15 protein-coding genes and 3 pseudogenes are annotated in these 16,736 nt (G+C 67.0%); 5 read left to right on the top strand and 13 right to left on the bottom strand.

The features are described 5' to 3' along the window. The first annotated feature begins 35 nt into the window (after window positions 1-35). Entirely contained in the window at window positions 36-623 is a 588-nt protein-coding gene (locus JYA75_RS10370) for a TetR/AcrR family transcriptional regulator (protein WP_043798406.1), read from the top strand. A gap of 58 nt (window positions 624-681) precedes the next feature. On the opposite strand, the gene JYA75_RS10365 is transcribed toward JYA75_RS10370, so the two are convergent. From JYA75_RS10365 to JYA75_RS10350, 4 genes are all read right to left on the bottom strand, one after another. Continuing rightward, window positions 682-1,815 (bottom strand): Rieske 2Fe-2S domain-containing protein, encoded by a 1,134-nt coding sequence (locus tag JYA75_RS10365; RefSeq protein ID WP_203329967.1) that lies wholly within the window; start codon window positions 1,813-1,815, stop codon window positions 682-684. 51 nt (window positions 1,816-1,866) lie between these two features. Continuing rightward, on the bottom strand, window positions 1,867-2,103 hold the full coding sequence (locus tag JYA75_RS10360) for a hypothetical protein (protein ID WP_006930830.1): 237 nt from the start codon (window positions 2,101-2,103) through the stop codon (window positions 1,867-1,869). 327 nt (window positions 2,104-2,430) lie between these two features. After that, window positions 2,431-5,049: a rifamycin-inactivating phosphotransferase gene (rph, locus tag JYA75_RS10355; protein WP_203329966.1), complete on the bottom strand. Its 2,619-nt coding sequence runs from the start codon at window positions 5,047-5,049 to the stop codon at window positions 2,431-2,433. Window positions 5,050-5,361: 312 nt separating this feature from the next. Further along, a complete protein-coding gene (locus JYA75_RS10350; protein WP_029545691.1) occupies window positions 5,362-6,117 on the bottom strand; it encodes an SDR family NAD(P)-dependent oxidoreductase in 756 nt (251 codons plus the stop codon). 174 nt (window positions 6,118-6,291) lie between these two features. Here JYA75_RS10350 and JYA75_RS10345 point away from each other — a divergent pair, with 174 nt between their 5' ends. Continuing rightward, window positions 6,292-7,302, top strand: coding sequence for an ERCC4 domain-containing protein (locus JYA75_RS10345; RefSeq protein WP_037201126.1), 1,011 nt, complete (start codon window positions 6,292-6,294; stop codon window positions 7,300-7,302). Window positions 7,303-7,381: 79 nt separating this feature from the next. On the opposite strand, the gene JYA75_RS10340 is transcribed toward JYA75_RS10345, so the two are convergent. Both JYA75_RS10340 and JYA75_RS10335 read right to left on the bottom strand, forming a co-directional pair. Next, window positions 7,382-7,984: a TetR/AcrR family transcriptional regulator gene (locus JYA75_RS10340; RefSeq protein WP_029545695.1), complete on the bottom strand. Its 603-nt coding sequence runs from the start codon at window positions 7,982-7,984 to the stop codon at window positions 7,382-7,384. After that, entirely contained in the window at window positions 7,981-9,300 is a 1,320-nt protein-coding gene (locus JYA75_RS10335; RefSeq protein WP_239010563.1) for a saccharopine dehydrogenase, read from the bottom strand. Before JYA75_RS10335 ends, JYA75_RS10340 begins: the two co-directional genes overlap by 4 nt. Here JYA75_RS10335 and JYA75_RS10330 point away from each other — a divergent pair. Beyond that, window positions 9,191-9,840, top strand: a pseudogene (locus JYA75_RS10330) (arabinosyltransferase domain-containing protein); the annotation flags it as partial. The gene JYA75_RS10335 and the pseudogene JYA75_RS10330 sit on opposite strands and share 110 nt — an antisense overlap. 124 nt (window positions 9,841-9,964) lie before the next feature. On the opposite strand, the gene JYA75_RS10325 reads toward JYA75_RS10330, so the two are convergent. From JYA75_RS10325 to JYA75_RS10310, 4 genes and pseudogenes are all read right to left on the bottom strand, one after another. Then, entirely contained in the window at window positions 9,965-10,114 is a 150-nt protein-coding gene (locus tag JYA75_RS10325; RefSeq protein WP_161780434.1) for a hypothetical protein, read from the bottom strand. A gap of 29 nt (window positions 10,115-10,143) precedes the next feature. Continuing rightward, window positions 10,144-10,710 carry a dihydrofolate reductase family protein gene (locus JYA75_RS10320; protein ID WP_043798707.1) on the bottom strand — a complete coding sequence of 189 codons (567 nt, stop codon included), beginning with the start codon at window positions 10,708-10,710 and terminating at the stop codon, window positions 10,144-10,146. A 29-nt stretch (window positions 10,711-10,739) separates the two neighbouring features. After that, window positions 10,740-11,024: pseudogene (locus JYA75_RS10315) on the bottom strand (hypothetical protein); the annotation flags it as partial. Window positions 11,025-11,112: 88 nt separating this feature from the next. Next, window positions 11,113-12,210 (bottom strand): annotated as a pseudogene (locus tag JYA75_RS10310) (transposase); the annotation flags it as partial. Window positions 12,211-12,232: 22 nt separating this feature from the next. Here JYA75_RS10310 and JYA75_RS10305 point away from each other — a divergent pair. Then, on the top strand, window positions 12,233-12,814 hold the full coding sequence (locus tag JYA75_RS10305) for a dihydrofolate reductase family protein (RefSeq protein ID WP_203329965.1): 582 nt from the start codon (window positions 12,233-12,235) through the stop codon (window positions 12,812-12,814). Window positions 12,815-13,704: 890 nt separating this feature from the next. Beyond that, complete coding sequence (locus JYA75_RS10300) at window positions 13,705-14,301, top strand: maleylpyruvate isomerase family mycothiol-dependent enzyme (RefSeq protein WP_043798414.1); 597 nt, start codon at window positions 13,705-13,707, stop codon at window positions 14,299-14,301. A 301-nt stretch (window positions 14,302-14,602) separates the two neighbouring features. On the opposite strand, the gene JYA75_RS10295 is transcribed toward JYA75_RS10300, so the two are convergent. The 3 genes from JYA75_RS10295 to JYA75_RS10285 all read right to left on the bottom strand — a co-directional run bounded on the left by JYA75_RS10295 (window position 14,603) and on the right by JYA75_RS10285 (window position 16,650). Beyond that, window positions 14,603-15,001, bottom strand: a complete 399-nt coding sequence (locus JYA75_RS10295) for a cupin domain-containing protein (RefSeq protein WP_043798416.1) — start codon at window positions 14,999-15,001, stop codon at window positions 14,603-14,605. A gap of 67 nt (window positions 15,002-15,068) precedes the next feature. Continuing rightward, a complete protein-coding gene (locus JYA75_RS10290) occupies window positions 15,069-15,581 on the bottom strand; it encodes a flavodoxin (protein WP_239010562.1) in 513 nt (170 codons plus the stop codon). A 226-nt stretch (window positions 15,582-15,807) separates the two neighbouring features. Further along, a complete protein-coding gene (locus JYA75_RS10285; protein WP_203329963.1) occupies window positions 15,808-16,650 on the bottom strand; it encodes an aldo/keto reductase in 843 nt (280 codons plus the stop codon). Window positions 16,651-16,736 lie beyond the last annotated feature (86 nt).

Raw genomic sequence — 16,736 nt, 5'->3', positions numbered from 1 at the left:
GACCGGCCGTCGACGACCGAGCCCCGAGGAGTGCCATGGATCCGCACGAGCGCCGCCGCCAGATCCTCGACAGATCCGCACAACTGTTCGCCACCAAGGGAATCGCGGCAACCACCATCCGGGAGATCGCCGACGAGGTCGGGGTCTACTCCGGGGCGCTCTACCACTACTTTCCGTCCAAGGAAGCGATCGTCACCGAACTGATCCGCGAATACATCGAGGACCTGTCCGCCCGGTGCCGCGAGATCACGTCCCGAACCCTGCCGCCGGTCGAGCGGATCGAAGCGCTCGTCCTGCTCGCCCTGACCACCTCGGAGAACTACCGTGGCGCCACGACGATCTGGCAGCGCGAGGGCGAGTACATGCGGGACCGCCTCGTCGAGGCGGACCTGGCCGAGATTGCCGACGAGGTGGAGAAGGCGTGGCGGGAGGCCATCACCGAGGGTGTCGCCGGGGGAATCTTCCGGGACGACATCGATCCGGAGGTGTTCTACCAGCTGATCCGCGATGCCGTCTGGCAGGCACCGCGCTGGCACCGACCGAGCGCGCAGCGCTCCAATGCCGACCTCGCGCGCGACATCACCCGGATCTTCGTCGACGGCTTCCGGCCGCGCACCGGCTGACGACCGCCGCCGGCCCGCGCCGAGACGGTACGGCTCGGCGCGGGCCGGCGCTCGCGGGTCAGCCGCGCAGTGCCATGGTCTCGTCCACTTCCCTCTGCCAGTTCTCCAGTGCCCGACTGGTATCCACCTCGAATTCGAAGCGCTGCACCATCTCCGGAGTGACGTCCTCGACGTCGACGAAGAACTGGCTGTACCAGCGACGCAACTGGTAGACCGGGCCGTCCTCCTCGGTCAACAGCGGGTTCTCGATCCGGGTCTTGTGCTTCCAGATCTCGACGTCCTGCTTGAACTGCGTCTCCACACCCTCGGTGAACATCGTCGCCATCGCCGCGGCTTCCTCGTCCCCGACCCCGTCCACCTTCTTGACGATGGTCCCGAACTGCAGCACGAACGAGTCCTGCGTGACCGGGTAGTGGCAGTTGACGAGCTTGGTCTCGACCGTCACGTCTCCAGCGACCGTGTAGACGGTGTCGAGCATGAAGGACGGTCCGTAGTACATCGCGTCCGAGATCGTCTGCGAATCCGGCAGATCCAGCTGCACACCCGTCTTGATGTCGTCACGGCCGGTCGAACGCATGTGCTGTGCGGCGATGTGACCCTCGAAGACGTTCTTGAAGTACTGCGGCATCTGGAAGTGCACGTAGAAGAAGTGTGCCATGTCGACGACGTTGTCGACGATCTCCCGGCAGTTCGATCCCGTCACGTGGAAGGTGTTCCACGTCCACTCGCTCCAGGTGTCGGTCCCGTAGTCCGGGATCCCGGGGATGGTCACGTCCGCCGGCGGCGGGTTGCCCTGCGGGTCGTTCCACACGAAGAGCAAGCCGTTGCGTTCCATGTTGATCCAGGACTTCGTCCTGGCGATCTTCGGGGTGCGGCGGGCGTACGGCACCTCCGCGCACCGGCCGTCGCCGCCCCATCGCCAGTCGTGGAACGGGCACGCGATCGTGTCGCCCTTGATCTCGCCCCGGGCCAGATTGCCGCCCATGTGCCGGCAGAAGGCGTCGAGGACGTGCAGGGCGCCCTTCGAATCCTCGAAGACCACCAGGTCGGTCCCGAATACCTTGATCTGATGCGGCTTTCCGTCGTGGAACGTCCTCGCCAGTCCGAGGCAGTGCCAGCCGCGGGCGTACCGCGTCGGGTTGCTGCCCGTCTCGATGCTCCGAACCTCGATGGTCTCGGGTTCAACAGTCATGAAGTCCTCCAGGTGATGTGCTTCCGGGTGCGGCGACGGACGCCGGACCGACTACGGTTCGACCCGCTGCGAGGGCACGAGCCGGCCGTCACGCACGGCTCGATCGACCGACTCGTGCAGCGCTCCGCAGCGGGGCAGGTAGGTCGTGGTCTCCCCCGGACGGGCCGCCGCGGCGAACTCGCGGCAGGTGTCGCGGGCCGGCCCTGTCCACTGAATGCTCGTGTGCACGGGGCTGTACTTCGCCACGAACACGGTGTTGCCACACGCATGACAGTCGAGCGACTGCATCGATCACTTCCTTCCTCGGGTACCTCGAGCGTAGGAATTTCCCCGCGCTGTGGCTGCGGGGTGTCAGCTCAACGGGACACCTTTTCCGAGGCGGGATTCGGGACCGGGGTCAGGACGCATCGCGTGCCGGTGTGCGTGCCGGCCGGGTCGGTGACTCCGCCGAGCAGAACGAGCGGGGCGCGCACCACCGCTCACCGGTCGGCGATTTCGCGAAGGTGATGCCCCAACCGGTCACGCTCGGCGTCCGACTGTTCGGCAAGCTCGCACCGAAGGTCTACCCGTATCGGGACCTGCATCCCCTGGAACAGGCTCCGCAGTTCCTGCCCCTCAGACGTCCCGCTGGGGCAGGATCTCGACGTACCCGTCGGTTCCGTTCACGCGGATCTGTTGCCCGTCGCGAATCAACCGGGTGGCGCCCTCCACACCCACGACGGCCGGCAATCCGTACTCCCGCGCGATCACCGCCCCATGGGTCATCACTCCGCCCACCTCCGTCACCAGGCCTTTGATCGCGACGAACACGGTAGTCCAGCTCGGATCGGTGTAGGCGGTGACCAGGATGTCGCCCGCCTCGAGATCGGCCTGCGCCATATCCGACACGACACGGGCTCGCCCCTCGATACTCCCGGCGGACACCGGCGTACCGGCCAGCGCTCCAGGCGGGACGCCTTCGCGCCGATACCTTCCGGCGACGACCTCGCCGTCCGATGTGAACACCCGGGGCGGCGTGAGCGCCTGGTACGAGCGGAATGCGGCCTTTCTCTCACGGATGAGCTGGTCACACGATCGGTGCGTGAGCACGACCTCGCGCAGCTCGTCGAACCTCAAGTAGAAGATGTCTTCCTTGCGGCGAAGCACACGCGCCTGCACGAGCCGCTCGGCCTCGCCCAACAAGGCTTGCTTGTATACAAAGTAGCGGCTGACCATGCCGTATTTCGGATACTCCCGATACCCGGAGAAGGCGCGGACACGGTCGATCATCCGCTTGGCCTCACAGGCTTTTCGCTCTCCGTCCGGCAAGGCGCGCAGACGCTCCAGCAACTGGTGTTCCTTCTTGCGAGCCTCCCGCCGCCCGTGCTCGAAGCGTCGCTTTCCAGCGCCCGGCCCGAAGTTTCTGAGGTTGCTCATGAGCATCGGCACCAAGGTGGTGGGGCGTTCGCTCCAGCGCGGTCTCGTGATGTCGATCTCGCCGACGCAGCGCATGCCGTGCTTGTCGAGGTAGGCCTCGATCGCCGCGCGCGCCTGCGGGCCGCCGGCGCGTTTCGCCAGCTCGTCCAGGAAGCTCCCCTCCTCGAAGCCCGCGTCCTCGACGTGCTGCAGAAAGGCCACCACGTCCGGGTGCGGCCGGATCGCGTCGGCCACGCCCACGAGCGCCAGGCCCATCTCCGACGTGACGTTGCGCGGGACCGATTGCGTGAGCGTGTCGGCTGCGTTCTTCTCGCCCAGCCAGGCCTGAAGCCGATCGTTGAGCCACCAGGCTGCTTCCATCGCCGCCGTGATCACCTGGTGGCTCCGCGGGTCGAACAGGATCCGCCTCAGCTCCTTGAGGTCGGCCGAGATGAAGTCGAGCAGCGCCGCTCCGCACTTGGCCCGGATCTCGCGCTTCAACATCGCGACAGAGGCCTGGCTCTGCGCCATCAACTCGGCGACGATGCCTTCGTCGGCCTCGATCAGGGCAGGTGCATCGCCGGCCGGTACACCGCCGGCCCCGTCGTCCGGACACCACCTGATGAAGTCGACGCGTTCGACGATGGTCGCCAACGCATCCCCGAGAAGCGGATCGGACTTGCCGAGAGCGTCCAGCAGTCCCGTTCTCTTCACCGGCGAAGCCAGAGCCTGGGTGACATCGACGAACAGCCGACCTCCCGCCTCCCTCGTGGGTGCCGGACTCGTCAGTTGCCACAGGGAGATCCCCAGGGGCTTCATCGGGTCGGTCATCATCTGCTGGTGGCCGACAGAGACGTACACACGGTTCTCCCCGTCGTCGACCACGGGGACCGGGAACAGCGTGGTGATCGGGCGACTTTGCACGATTCGGAAACCGTCGTCGACCAGGCACCATTCGATGTCCTGAGGACTGCCGAAGTGCGCTTCGATTCTTCTGCCCAGCCGCTCGAGTTGCACAACTTGCTCATCTGTCAGCACCGATCGGTTCTGCTGCTCCTGCTCGATTCCCCGCATGTGCGTGCCACCGGCTGGCGCTGCTTGGACGGCGCGTTGTTTGGTGGCGACGGTCCTGTCCGTGACTTTGCCGTCACGCACTTTGTAGACGTCCGGGTTCACCAAGCCGGAAACGAGGGACTCGCCGAGTCCGAAGCCTGCCTCCACCGACGCGACCTTCCGATTGGAGGTGATGGGATCGGCCGTGACCAGAATCCCGGCCGCCCACGGGAACACCATCCGCTGGACAACCACCGCCATGTGAACCTTCCGCTGGTCGAAACCGTTGCGCAGACGGTAGGTGACGGCTCGCTCGGTGAACAACGAAGCCCAGCACCGGCTCACGTGCCGGAGAATCGCCGCTGGGCCCGAGACGTTCAGGTACGTGTCCTGCTGACCGGCGAAGGATGCGGTCGGCAGATCCTCGGTCGTCGCGCTGGATCGGACCGCATATGCGGCTTGTTCACCGAGCCGGGCGAGAGAGCGGACGATCTCCGACACCACATCGTCAGGGATGACGCACTCTTCGACCGCACGGCGGATCTGCGCACTGAGCACGCGGATCGAATCTCGATCCGCCGCCTCGAGACGCGACAATCGATCGAGCCGATCGTCGAGGGACGGCACTTCTGCCACGACCCGCCGGAAGGCGTCAGTCGTCACGCAGAACCCCGCCGGCACACGTATGCCTTCGATTCGCGACAGCTCTCCGAGGTTCGCGCCCTTGCCGCCGGCGACCGCAACCTGCGTCCGATCGATCTCCCGGAAGTCCAGTACATATCCCATTCCCCTGCCCCTCACCTGTAGGTTCCGGCGTTCCGCAGGCGATTATCGGCCACAATTCCGGGCCTCATGAGAGCCTCGAATCGTGTATAACGTAGAAGGGGGGCAGGGACAGCACACCGTCGTGGCGGACCGATATGCCCCGGCATGGTTGATCAGGGCGGAACATCCCTTCGGCCTTCTCCTCCTTGATGATTCGATTGCACATGGCCACGGGACCGAGCCGGGCCGGACCGGGCCGGTGCGAGCACATCGGGCATCTGGACGTTTCTCTCTTCCGCGACAAGGTACGAGTAGCGATGTCCGTCGCACGTCTCAGCGCATCAGCGCTTGACCGCCGTCGACGGGGAGCGAGTGACCGGTGATGTACCGTGCCGCCGGACTGCACAGGAAGACCACCGCCGGACCGATGTCGGTTTCGGGGTCGCCCAGCCGCCCGAGCGGCACGGTGTCGAGATACGCCCGCGCTTCGTCCGGACTCTCCTGCGCCCACACCTCGAGGGCGGATGAATTGGCCAACGGGAGAATCGCATTGACTCGAATCCCGTCGGCGGCCCACTCACACGCCGCCGTGCGGGTGAGGACGCGGATCGCCTCCTTGGCGGCCGCGTAGCCACCGTATCCGGACGGGTCCCAGCGCACCCCCGCCGCGGACCCGAGATTGACGATCGAGCCGCCGCCCTTCAGATGCGGGTGACACGCCCTCATCAGCCGCAGTGTCGCGGTCGGCCCGGAATCCATCCCCCGCTGATAGACCTGTTCGTCGAGGTCGAGCAATCGTCCGTGGACCGTCGACTGGGCGTTGTTCACCAGGATCGACAGGCCGCCGAATCGCGCGATCACCCGCTCCACCAGGAGATCGATCCCGGCCGCATCGGTGACATCGCACACGAAGGCGGCAGCGCGGCCGCCGCGCTCCTCGATCTCCGCCGCCACCTTCTCGATCTTGTCGGCCGTCCTCCCCACCACGGCCACCCGGGCTCCGGCCGCAGCCAACGCCAGGGCGATGCCGCGTCCCACCCCCTGACCCGCTCCCGTCACCAGCGCCGTCTCACCGTTCACAGAGTTCACGTCCGTCTTCCTTGCTCGGGACCGCACACCGCTGCGCGCGCTCATTGAGTAATCGATCAATCAATTACGATCGATGATGCCGGTTGCGACCGGACCCCGGTAGGTGTACCGGCGGGTAACTTCTGGCACCCGCGGACGTCCTTGCGTTGCGATGAGACCCTGACAGCTGTGGAAATGGTGATCGCGGTGAATCCGGAGCCGGCGTCCAAGCTGGGCTACCTGCTGCGGGTACCCCTCGACGGCGGGCTGGTGTTTCGCACCTCGGGAACCTGGCCGCGCACGAAGGCGCTGTACTGCCATCCGGTGCCGATCGACGAATGGCCCGACGACCCCGAGGTGGTCGAGCGGGTGGCCGTGCGGTCGTGTGCGCGGCGCGGCGCGGCAATCGATCTGGTACTCGATCGGGGCCGGGAGAACCGATCGCAGATCGTGTACACCACCGCGCGCGGGCGCGAGGTGGTGTTCTGGCAGTCCCCGCGGACCCGCAAACAGGCCCGGCCGAACGTGCGCACACCCACCGCGCGGGCCGCCGGCATCGCCGAGCTGCCCATCGTCGTCGACTCGCACGAGCGTTACGCCTACCGGTTCGCCGACCAGCAGGTCGGGCTCACCAAACGCGCACTGCCGTGCGGGGACTACGGGGTCTTCCTCGAGGACCGCCTCGTGGCCTCGGTCGAACGCAAGTCGGTGCCGGACCTGGTCTCGAGCCTGACGAACGGCACGCTGCGCTACGCGCTGGCCGAATTGGCGGCCCTACCGCGGGCCGCGATCGTGGTCGAGGACCGGTACTCGGCGATCTTCGCGCTCGAGCGGGTGCGGCCGGCGACCGTCGCCGACGGTCTGGCCGAGTTGCAGGTGCGCTGGCCGAACGTGCCGATCGTGTTCTGCGACAACCGCGCCCTGGCGGAGCAGTGGACCTACCGCTATCTGGCGGCGGCCTACGTCTGGGCCGAGGCAGAGAACACGGCGATCGCCCGCATTGCGGCACCGCGCCCGGTCGACGCGCCCGCTGCCGAATCCGGGGACATCGCCGAATCCGAGAGCGGCGCCGGGGAGGTGGCACCGCCGGCGCCGTCCACCGCCGAGGTTCGGGCCTGGGCACGTGCCCAAGGCCTCCCGGTGCCGGATCGGGGCCGGCTCCGTCCCGATATCTGGCAGGCGTGGAGCTCGGCTCACCCCGAATAACGACCCCGCCCCGAGCCGGACCGCATCGACGACGCCGGCACCGGGGCGGGCGGTCACAGCCGGCACCTGCCCGGACGGCTCAGGGACCATGTACCAATCCGACTGCGGCCCTGATAATCTCGCTCCTCGCTTCCGCCGAACGACCGACGCCGACCGTCGAGTGGACAATGGCCGAACCTTCCACCAGGCTGACCACGGTCGCCGCGACCGCGAGGCTCCGCGACCGGTCGAGATCGGGGCGAACGCAGGCCACGAGGTCGGCCACGTGACCGACGTATCCGGTGTAGAAGTCGCGGACGACCGCGGCCGTGCTCTCGTCGCTCATGGCAATGGCCCAGACCTCCACGAACAACCGCACGCACGACGGATCGTCCTGCTCTGCGAGCAGGATCTCGAACAGACTCGTCGTTTCCGACCTGGTCAGGGCCGGCTGCTCACCCCGTTCCTCGACCGGCCCCAGTGCGGACGACAGCCGCTCGAGCGAGCGCTGCAGCGCCCGCTCGAGCACAGCCCGGATCAGATCGGCGCGAGTCGGAAAATAGTGCTGGAGGTGCCCGATACGCACGCCCGCCGCAGCGGCAAAGTCACGCAGAGACGCATCGGCGTTGCCGCGGGTCGTGAGTACCCGTTCGGCGGCATCGAGCAGTTCGGCCTGCCGTTGGCCGCCCTTCGTCGAGATCATTCCCGCAATACTTCCACTCCGTGCTCGGGTAGCGATCGCAGGATCGAGGCCGGATCCGGATGCAGCTCGGGGTAGGTGACACCGGGCTCCGACCCCGTCGGATCGAGCACTCTTCGCAAACCGAGGAAGCCGCCGAGCGCAGTCAAGTGGGCTTGGCCTCGCGGATCGACGACCGTTGCCGATGTCCTTCCCCCCTCGCCGTCGACGTCGACCCGGATCTCGGCGTTCCCTCCCTCGCCGGGCGAGTACAACAACGACCGGCGTACGGATGTCCACCGGTCCCCCTTGCCCCACCTGAACAACCCGACCTTCTTCGCTGCGAGCAACGCCGTGGTGGCCGCGCCCGAGCTGAAGCCGATGCGTGTGGACACGGTGCCGACATCGAGGGTGATCGGCAGCGTCAGCTGTTCGGGGGTGTCGATTCGGACCACCTTGGTGCGCGACCCGGCGATATTCACGATCCGCGGATCTGTCAACGGCGCCACCGTCACCGGTAGTCCGCCCCGACGAACCTCGTAGTCGTATCCGAGCCGATCCATGAAGTCGACCGAATCGATGCCGGCCATGTCGTTCATGTCCCAGCGAACTGCGATATCGACCGAGGTGGCACCTCCGCCGCGCTCGGATATCAGGGCAGCGGCTACCACACTCGTGATTCCGCCCATCCACGCCGACGAGAAGAGCACCGGCGCACGTGGCCTCATCACGGCTGCCGCGGCGACGGCGCGGGTCATGCGGCTGGTCCATCGCGTGATGTCGACGTACGGAACGCCCGCGCCGACCGCAGCCGTCAAGACCCGGTCGATCGGATCGTTGACCGTTCCGATCACCGCTCGGACCGCCGCCCGAAATGGCGCCGGATCCGTTAGATCCCAGCGCCGCACCGTAGCCCCGTGCTTGTCGGCGAGCGCCGCGCCCTTCTCGGGATTGCGCCCGGTCAGCAGCAACGGCCAGTGCGGAGCGGCGAGTTCGGTCAGTGCGGAACCCACGGTTCCGTATCCACCGACGATCAGGACCGGACCTTCGTGGTCTCGTGTGAGCGTGTCAGCCATGGCCAAAATATAGGTCATTTGACCTATATTGTTCACTGTGCCGGCCCTCACACCCCGGCAACTCGGGATGGCCACAGCGTGCGCGCACCTCCCGCCGAGTCGATATCCGCGCCAGGACACCGCAAGCCGCGGGCAACGAAGACGAGGGGCCACCGGTGTCGTGCTGACCTGGTGTTCGGTCGAACGCGCGATCGCCCGGCGTCTGCTGCCCGCCGCCGCGATCCTCATCGGCGCGATCACCGTCACCGCCGGCCCGTCGGGCATCATCTGCTTCGCCGCATCGATCGCCGGCGCCCGCCCGATCGCCCGCATCCTCCATCACCGGCTCGCAACATGGGATGGTTGCCGCTGCTCGCTCCGATGGTCGCGGCCGGGCTGGTGGTGCTGGTGCCGGTCTTCTCGGCCCAGACCCCTGCGGCTGTGCTGGAGATGCAGCACGTACACGAGGTCGGCCCGAATGTGCCGTGGTTCCAGGGGTATCTGCGCTATCAGTACCTGCTGCAGATCACCGTGGACGGGTCCCTGGCGCGCCGGTTCGCGGTCTTCACCCTGGTGCTGTGCCTGCTGGTGGCGATCGTGGCGATGCTCGCTGCCGTGGCGACCGGCCCCGCGGTGTTGCGTTCGCGGCGCAATCGGGCGCTGTTCGCGGCAGCGGTGTCGTTCGTGGTGACCATGTCGTTCATCGGGCCGAACGGCTGGTGGTATGTGTCGAGCTGCGGGGTGCCGTGGTGGGACAAGCCGCCGTCGATCGCCGAATTCGGGTTCTCCACCGTGGTCTTTGCCGCGACCGTCGTCGCATTGCTTTGACTGATGCGACCTCGGACCATGCGTCGTAGTAGGCCTTGCGCAATCCGCTCCGGTCTCTCCGAGTCCGACAGTGCGCGCTCCTAGGATCGAGATATTGTCAAGACCTGTGGATGGGCGAGTTTCAGGCGACCTCCAGGGTGGTGGGTGGGTCGATCGGTCGTTCTGCGAGTTTCCCGGGCAGCAGTCCGTCGAACTGCTGGTGGATGTCGAACAGGCTGCCGTGCAGCAGCAGTACTTCCGTGCCGCTCGAGTCGTGTATCTCGTAGTGCATCCGCAGCTCGCCTGGCTGTGTATGTCCGATCAGTCGTGTTTCGCCTCGTAGCGCAGGAGCACCGTGCCACCCGGGAAGGTGCGGTTCTCCAACAGTCGCAGCGAGATCCATGACGGCAGGGTCGGGAAGAACGGGGTGCCGCCGCCCACGGCGATGGGCGCGACCACGATCCGGTATTCGTCCACCAGTCCGGCCTGCACGATCGGTGCTGCCAGCGTCGCGCCGGCCACCTCCAGCCTGCCGTCGGTTTCGGCTTTCAGCCTCGTCACCACCTCGACCGGGTCGCCGCGTTCCAGGCGGGAGTTCCAGTCGACGGACTCCAGGGTGTGCGAGAACACGACCTTGGGCATGTCGCGCCAGATGCGGGCGAAGTCGACGATCAGAGGGGTGGCATCCGGGGCCTTGTCGGCAGTCGGCCAGTACGCGGACATCAGTTCGTAGAGCCGCCGCCCGTAGAACGACAGAGCGGTCTCCCGCTCGAAGTCGTTCCAGTACTGGTGCAGTTCTTCGCTCGGATCGGTCCAGTCGATGTTGCCTTGCGCATCGGCGATGTACCCGTCCACCGACACGTTGAAGCCATAGATGAGTTTGCCCATGCAGATCAGACTGCACCGGAGGGCAAAACTCATCGCGACGCCACACGAGTTATTGTCAAATCGTTGTGGATGGGCGAGCGTCGGGCGACCTCCTTCGTAGTTGACGCATCAACCGGTCGTTCTATGAGTCTTCCCTTCTCGAACACGGCTCCGGCCCGAACGAGGGCGACCAGGTGCGGCGCGTTCACGGCGCGTCAGCGTGCCTCAGCGGCCTCGATCACCGTGAACGCCAGCGCGAGCCCGGCCGTCCGCGAGCCCGGCCCCTTGGTGACCTTGCTCCTCAAACGCACTGGCGCGAAAATAGATTCGATGGGGCAACACAATCAGCCAGATACCGCCGAACTGGCTCGACCACCTCGCCCACATCGTCGTAAACGAGCCAGGGCACAATGCGGCTCTTCCTAATCCAGGGTGTAGCAGCGGCCTGAAGCCACCGGTCTCGAGTAGCGATCCGGCGATGTAGGTGGTGAGGTTGCCGAACCCGAGGGCGGAGCCGCGGAGGTGTTCGAGTCGTCCGTTGATCGCCTCGGTTGGGCCGTTGCTGGTGCCGGGTCGGTCGAAGTAGGCCAGCACGTCGACGGCGCGCTTCTTCAGCGTTCGGCCCAGCGTGATCACCTCGCTCAGCGCAGCGGGAACGCCGGCGCTGACCGACCCGATCAGGTTCCGCATCGGCTCGCGCCCCTTCGTTCGATCCGGGTGACGGTAGGCGGCGATCATCCGCTGGTAGATCCCCCAAGTCGCCTCGACTTCGACATGCTCTTCGGCGGCGAACAGGGCGGTGAGTCGGTCCTGCTGCTTGTCGGTGAGTAGGTCGGCGCCGGTGTGCAGGGTCCTCCTGGCGGCGTAGAGCGGGTCGTCCTTGTGACCGCAGTGGCCGTGGATCGCGAGTTGGACCCGACGCCGGCACTTGTCGAGCGCGTCACCGGCTACGCGGACCCCGTGGAAGGGATCCATCACCGCGACCGCTGCGGGGATCCATCGACGCCGAGAACCTGGACGCCGTCGAGCCGGTGCGGATCGTCTATCAGGACCCGCTTGCCCTCGGCCAGGACGGCGTCGTTGGCGGTGTTCCAGGCGCCCACGAGTCCTTCAGCGACACGCGCGACGGTCAGGTGCTGGCGCACGACGCCTTCGAGTGCCCACCGCAGACCACCTCGCGAGAGCTTCGCCCGCGGCTCAGCAGCCAGGCTGGTGTCCTGGCGCCACATGCTCGCAGCCGGAGCACTGATAGCGACGGATCGGGACCACCAGCGTGGTCGGCCGCCAACCCAGCGGCTCGTGCGCCAGACGCCGGGTCACGGTGTCGCGCGACGATCCCTCGCATCCGCAGCGGCGACACCACCTCTCATCCGACCCGTCGGGTTCGACGACGCGACAGGCCAAGACAGCACGGTCCGGCTCGAACCGCGGCCTGGTCACTTCGAGACCGAGCTCGTCGAGTCGGCAGAACACGGTCAGATCAGGGCAGGCACAGCCCGCCCCAGGGGTAGCGTCAGGCACGTCGCGGTCTAAGGAGAGCCCCGTGGGCAAGGTGGTCATGTACAGCTCGGTGTCGGTGGACGGCTTCGTCGCGGACGAGAACGACCAGCCCGGACCGCTGTTCGACTGGTTGTCCAGCGGTGACGTCCCGTTGGACGAGAGCGGCGAGGTGAAGGTGTCGCAGACGTCCTACGACTACACCCGGCCGTACTGGGACCAGATCGGGGCGACAATCGTCGGCCGCCACGTCTTCGACATGACGGACGGCTGGGAGGGGAAGCCTCCGGGCGGGGTCGACCACGTGGTCGTCGTGACGCACCGGCCGAAGCCCGAGGGCTGGGCCCCCGAGGCGCCATTTCACTTCGTCGACGGCGTCGAGGCAGCCGTGGCCAAGGCGCAGGAGCTCGCGGGTGACCGCATCGTCGAGGTCGCCGGTGGCGACGTCGGTGGCCAGGTGCTTGCCGCGGGCCTGGTCGACGAGGTGCGCATGGACGTCGTACCCGTCGTGTTCGGGTCCGGCAAGCGCTACTTCGGGTCCGTCCACGTACAGCACCTGTTGGAGGATCCCGACGTGGTGATTCAGGGCAACCGGGTGCTTCACCTGCGCTATCGGGTGCGCCGTTGACCGATCTGAGCGGGTACTCGAAGAAGTCCACTGCGAACGGTGACACAAGATCGGGCCTCCGGCTGCGTTTGCGCATCGCTGCCCCGGGACCGACGCGCCAGCCAACATCCAGCCAGCGATTACACCCTCAACTGTGAAGAGCCCACAATGCCACCGCCTCGCTCGACACGGCCCCATTGCGGCAGTCTGATCGACCCGATATCCCGCTGCGTCTCGTCGGACAACGTCCCTCACCTCCGTGTTTGAAAGATACCTACGCGGCCGTGCAACGAGTCCGGTGTCGGCAGGACGGCGTGTCGCTACGTAGTCCGGTCACCAGATCGATGCCGTTTTCCGGATGGTAGATCCGGCCTGTCGACGGCAGGCCGGAGTCGGCTCTGGCCCCCTTTCCGATTGCGTCGTCAGGCATGCCTGACGGCCGAGCATTACGAGAGAATCGTGCGCGAGCAGTTGTGCGCCGGCTGACCGCCGACCGGGACACCACGTTGGCTACCGAAATCCCTGCAGGCGTTGGCGGAGGCAGTGCTCTCCCTGAGCGGTCGAGAACAGCGATCCGGCGACGTCGTCACCTCACCCATCCAGAGGATCGTGAGGCACCCTGCGGTCCCTGATATTCCCCGCCTGTGGGTACTGCAGCGCATGATCGTCGAGACCGAACTGCTCGGCCAGCACGTCCATGAAGTCGATGTGGCGCGGTACTCGGCGTAGCCCTCCGGGGCGAGTTTCGGGATAGGTGTCAGGCAGGTCGTACACCTTGGCGACTTCGGCTTGGCCACTCTCCGATGAGTTTGACCGGCCCGTGGAGTCTCAACCTCTGCAGGCGGCGCGATGCAAGGACGTCCGGCTCGGCGGCGGGGCACCTTGCTCAACTGAATGAAAGGGGACCGACCGTGAACAACCTGCAGTCCGGGGTACCGCCAACGTACGACGGCCTCGCCGACCTGCTCGACTCCGCGCCCACCGAGACCTGGGACACCCCGTCGCTCTGCGCGACGTGGCAGGTCCGCCACGTGGTCGCGCACGTAACGATGCCGGCGCGGCTCACACCCGAGCAGTTCGGAGCCGAGATGGCGGCGGCAGGCGGCGACTTCACCCTGCTGTCCAACACCGTAGCCGCCCGCGACGCCTCCCTGCCGGTCGCCGACCACCTGGCCCACCTCCGGTCGCCGCTGCTGCACGAGTGGCAGCCGCCGGGTGGCGGGGCGGCCGGGGCGCTCAGCCATGCAGTGATCCACTCCCTCGACGTCACGGTCGCGCTCGACCGGCCGACGGTTGCGCCGGTCGAGGCCGTGGTAGCCGTCCTCGACCAGCTCACCGCCGCGAACGGCGCACTGTTCGGGGTCGACCTGACCGACGTCCGGCTCGAGGCTGCCGACATCGACTGGAGCTGGGGAAGCGGCAAGGTCGTGCGGACCGACAGCGGACGCCTGGTGGCGCTTCTGAGCGGCCGAACCCTGCCCGATGGCCGCGCCCTACGCCGCGGCTGACCCACCCAGGTGGACGCGAGGGTGTACGCCGCCACCCACCGGCCGTCGCGGGCGGTGTAGTGGATCTCGAGCTGCAGCGGCCAGGTGCCGTGCCCGCCCCGGATGGTGGCCTCCGTCCGCGTCCGGCCGGAGGCGACGTCGGCCAACCATTCGGCCTTCGACTGCTCGTACGCGGTCATGTGTGTGAGCGTGAAATCTTCATCGAGCAGTTCGCGGAGCGCGACCGCATCGCCGGTGACCATCGCGTCGCGCTGCTGTTTGCAGTCGCGCACCGCCGCCTCGACGTCGTTCCCCGCCTTCATCAGCCGTTGTACTCCTCGTCGGTGACGTGCTCGAGCCACGTCGTGGTCGTCGCCGGGTCGTCGGCGTTGTCGAGCATCGCCAGATGCTCCATGAACGAGTCGGCGGCCGCACCGTGCCAATGTTCCTCGCCGGGCGGGCAGTAGATCGTCCGGCCGGGGTACGCCTCGATCTTTTCCCCGCCACGGGACTGCACCCACGCCACGCCCTGTGTAACGTGCAGCGTCTGGCCGCGGGCGTGCGAGTGCCAGGCGGTGCGGGCGCCGGGCGCGAACCGGACTTTCGCGACGATCATCCGCTGACCGTCCTCGCGGGGGAAGGCAATCGGGTCCAGCCACACGTCGCCGTGGAACTGTTCGGGCGGGTTCTTCGTGGTGGGGGTACGCGGGGCGATCCGCATCTTCCGTTTCCTTCGATCCGGCTCGCCCTGCGAGCGGTGATGTGACAGCCGCGGGTGCGACAGGCAGTCAGAGCAGGCCGGTGCGCTGCAGCCAGGAGTCGACTGCGGCGCCGGCATCGCGGACCTCCTCGCCCCGAACGGCCAGACCCTCACCGAGAGTTGCTCCGCGACAAGCATATTCGTAATCGTCCGGGACGCTCCCGAGCCCGCTCACGGTGTGGGTGGTGATCGGGTGGACCCTCGTGCCGGCGAAGTCGAGCCCCTCGGCGAAGGTCCACATGATCATCGGCGCACTGCTGTTCCACACCGGGCTCGCCAGCAGGACGACATCGTAACCGGCGAGCGAGCGCAACCGGTTCGCGATCGCAGGACGTGCGGCTTCGCGTTGCTCACGCCGATTCAGCTCGACGGTCTGCTCATATTCGTGCGGATACGGATCGACCGGTTCGATGCGGTGCACGTCGCACGCGATCCGGTCCGCGACCATTCCGGCCAACACCTCGGTGTTACCGACGTCGAGATCCATGCGGCCGCCGTAGAAGTAGTTCTCCCCGGGGCGCGAGAAGTACGCCAGCAACACCGACCTCGTACCGGCCGGTGCCGAAGGCGTCGGCGCCGGTCGTCCGGTGACGCCAGCTGCCGACCCGGTTTCGGTCGGGCGACCCGAACACCCGGCTGCGCGTGAGGCGCAGGCAGCGATGCCCAGCGCCGCACAGCCGCGCAACACTGCTCGTCGCGCAAGGCCGGGACGGTCTTCCACGGGCATCAACTCCTCGCCGGTGCCGTCAACGGTGCCGGTCAGTCGGTCAGAGACGGACAGTGCCGAGCCGGCTGACGATCTCGGGGTCGCGGTGATCGAAGAACAGACTGGCGCCGGTGTCCATCGCGGCGATACTCGCCATCTGTTCGTCGGTGAGCTCGAAGTCGAAGACGTCGAAGTTCTCCGCCATCCGGTCGGCCCGCACCGACTTGGGGATCACCACCACGCCACGCTGAATGAGCCAGCGCAGTACGACCTGGGCGACAGACTTGCCGTGCGTCGCGCCGATCTCGGTCAGCACCGGATCGGCGAACAGGTTGTTGCGACCCTCGGCGAACGGACCCCACGACTCGATCTGGACACCACGCTCGCGCATCAAAGCCTGGTCGGCGGTGCGCTGGAAGAACGGATGCGTCTCGATCTGATTCACCGCCGGAGTGATCTCGTTGTGCTCGATCAGATCCACCAAGCGATCCGGGTGGAAATTCGAGACCCCGATGGCCTTGACGCCGCCCTCACCGAGCAGGTGCTCCATGGCGCGCCAGGAACCGTAGACGTCCCCGAAGGGCTGGTGGATCAGATACAGGTCGAGGTAGTCGAGGCCGAGCCGCTGCAGCGACTTGTCGAAGGCCCGTTCGGTGTTCTGCTCGCCGGCGTCCTGGATCCACAACTTGGTAGTGACGAACAGTTCCTCCCGCGCAATGCCGCTGTTTCCGATCGCGCGGCCGACGGCTTCTTCGTTCCGGTAGGCAGCTGCGGTGTCGAGGAGCCGGTAACCGGCGGCGAGGGCGTCGGTGACGGCGTGCTCGGTCTGCTCGGGCGGGATCTGGTAGACGCCGAACCCCACGACCGGCATCACCACGCCGTTGTTGAGAGTGACGGTCTGCATCTGTCTTCCCTTCTTCGAAAATCCTGGGTCGGTACGAAACGTTCGGCCGAGATCGTGTCCTCGATGACCGATGCACTCCGCGCCGC

The sequence above is a fragment of the Rhodococcus sp. PSBB066 genome (genome assembly GCF_017068255.1).
Lineage (GTDB): Bacteria > Actinomycetota > Actinomycetes > Mycobacteriales > Mycobacteriaceae > Rhodococcus > Rhodococcus aetherivorans.
This window is presented reverse-complemented; position numbering and strand designations above follow the sequence as displayed.

Excerpts from the sequence above, each read along its gene's own strand:
- JYA75_RS10285 (WP_203329963.1), bottom strand. The coding sequence starts at position 16,650 with ATGCAGACCGTCACTCTCAACAACGGCGTGGTGATGCCGGTCGTGGGG.
- rph (WP_203329966.1), bottom strand. The coding sequence starts at position 5,049 with ATGGGATATGTACTGGACTTCCGGGAGATCGATCGGACGCAGGTTGCG.
- JYA75_RS10335 (WP_239010563.1), bottom strand. The coding sequence starts at position 9,300 with ATGCCCGACGGGCCGGCGGTGACGGTGATCGCGCCGATGAGGATCGCG.
- JYA75_RS10325 (WP_161780434.1), bottom strand. The coding sequence starts at position 10,114 with ATGCACTACGAGATACACGACTCGAGCGGCACGGAAGTACTGCTGCTG.
- JYA75_RS10360 (WP_006930830.1), bottom strand. The coding sequence starts at position 2,103 with ATGCAGTCGCTCGACTGTCATGCGTGTGGCAACACCGTGTTCGTGGCG.
- JYA75_RS10370 (WP_043798406.1), top strand. The coding sequence starts at position 36 with ATGGATCCGCACGAGCGCCGCCGCCAGATCCTCGACAGATCCGCACAA.
- JYA75_RS10340 (WP_029545695.1), bottom strand. The coding sequence starts at position 7,984 with ATGATCTCGACGAAGGGCGGCCAACGGCAGGCCGAACTGCTCGATGCC.
- JYA75_RS10295 (WP_043798416.1), bottom strand. The coding sequence starts at position 15,001 with ATGCGGATCGCCCCGCGTACCCCCACCACGAAGAACCCGCCCGAACAG.
- JYA75_RS10345 (WP_037201126.1), top strand. The coding sequence starts at position 6,292 with ATGGTGATCGCGGTGAATCCGGAGCCGGCGTCCAAGCTGGGCTACCTG.
- JYA75_RS10320 (WP_043798707.1), bottom strand. The coding sequence starts at position 10,710 with ATGGGCAAACTCATCTATGGCTTCAACGTGTCGGTGGACGGGTACATC.
- JYA75_RS10365 (WP_203329967.1), bottom strand. The coding sequence starts at position 1,815 with ATGACTGTTGAACCCGAGACCATCGAGGTTCGGAGCATCGAGACGGGC.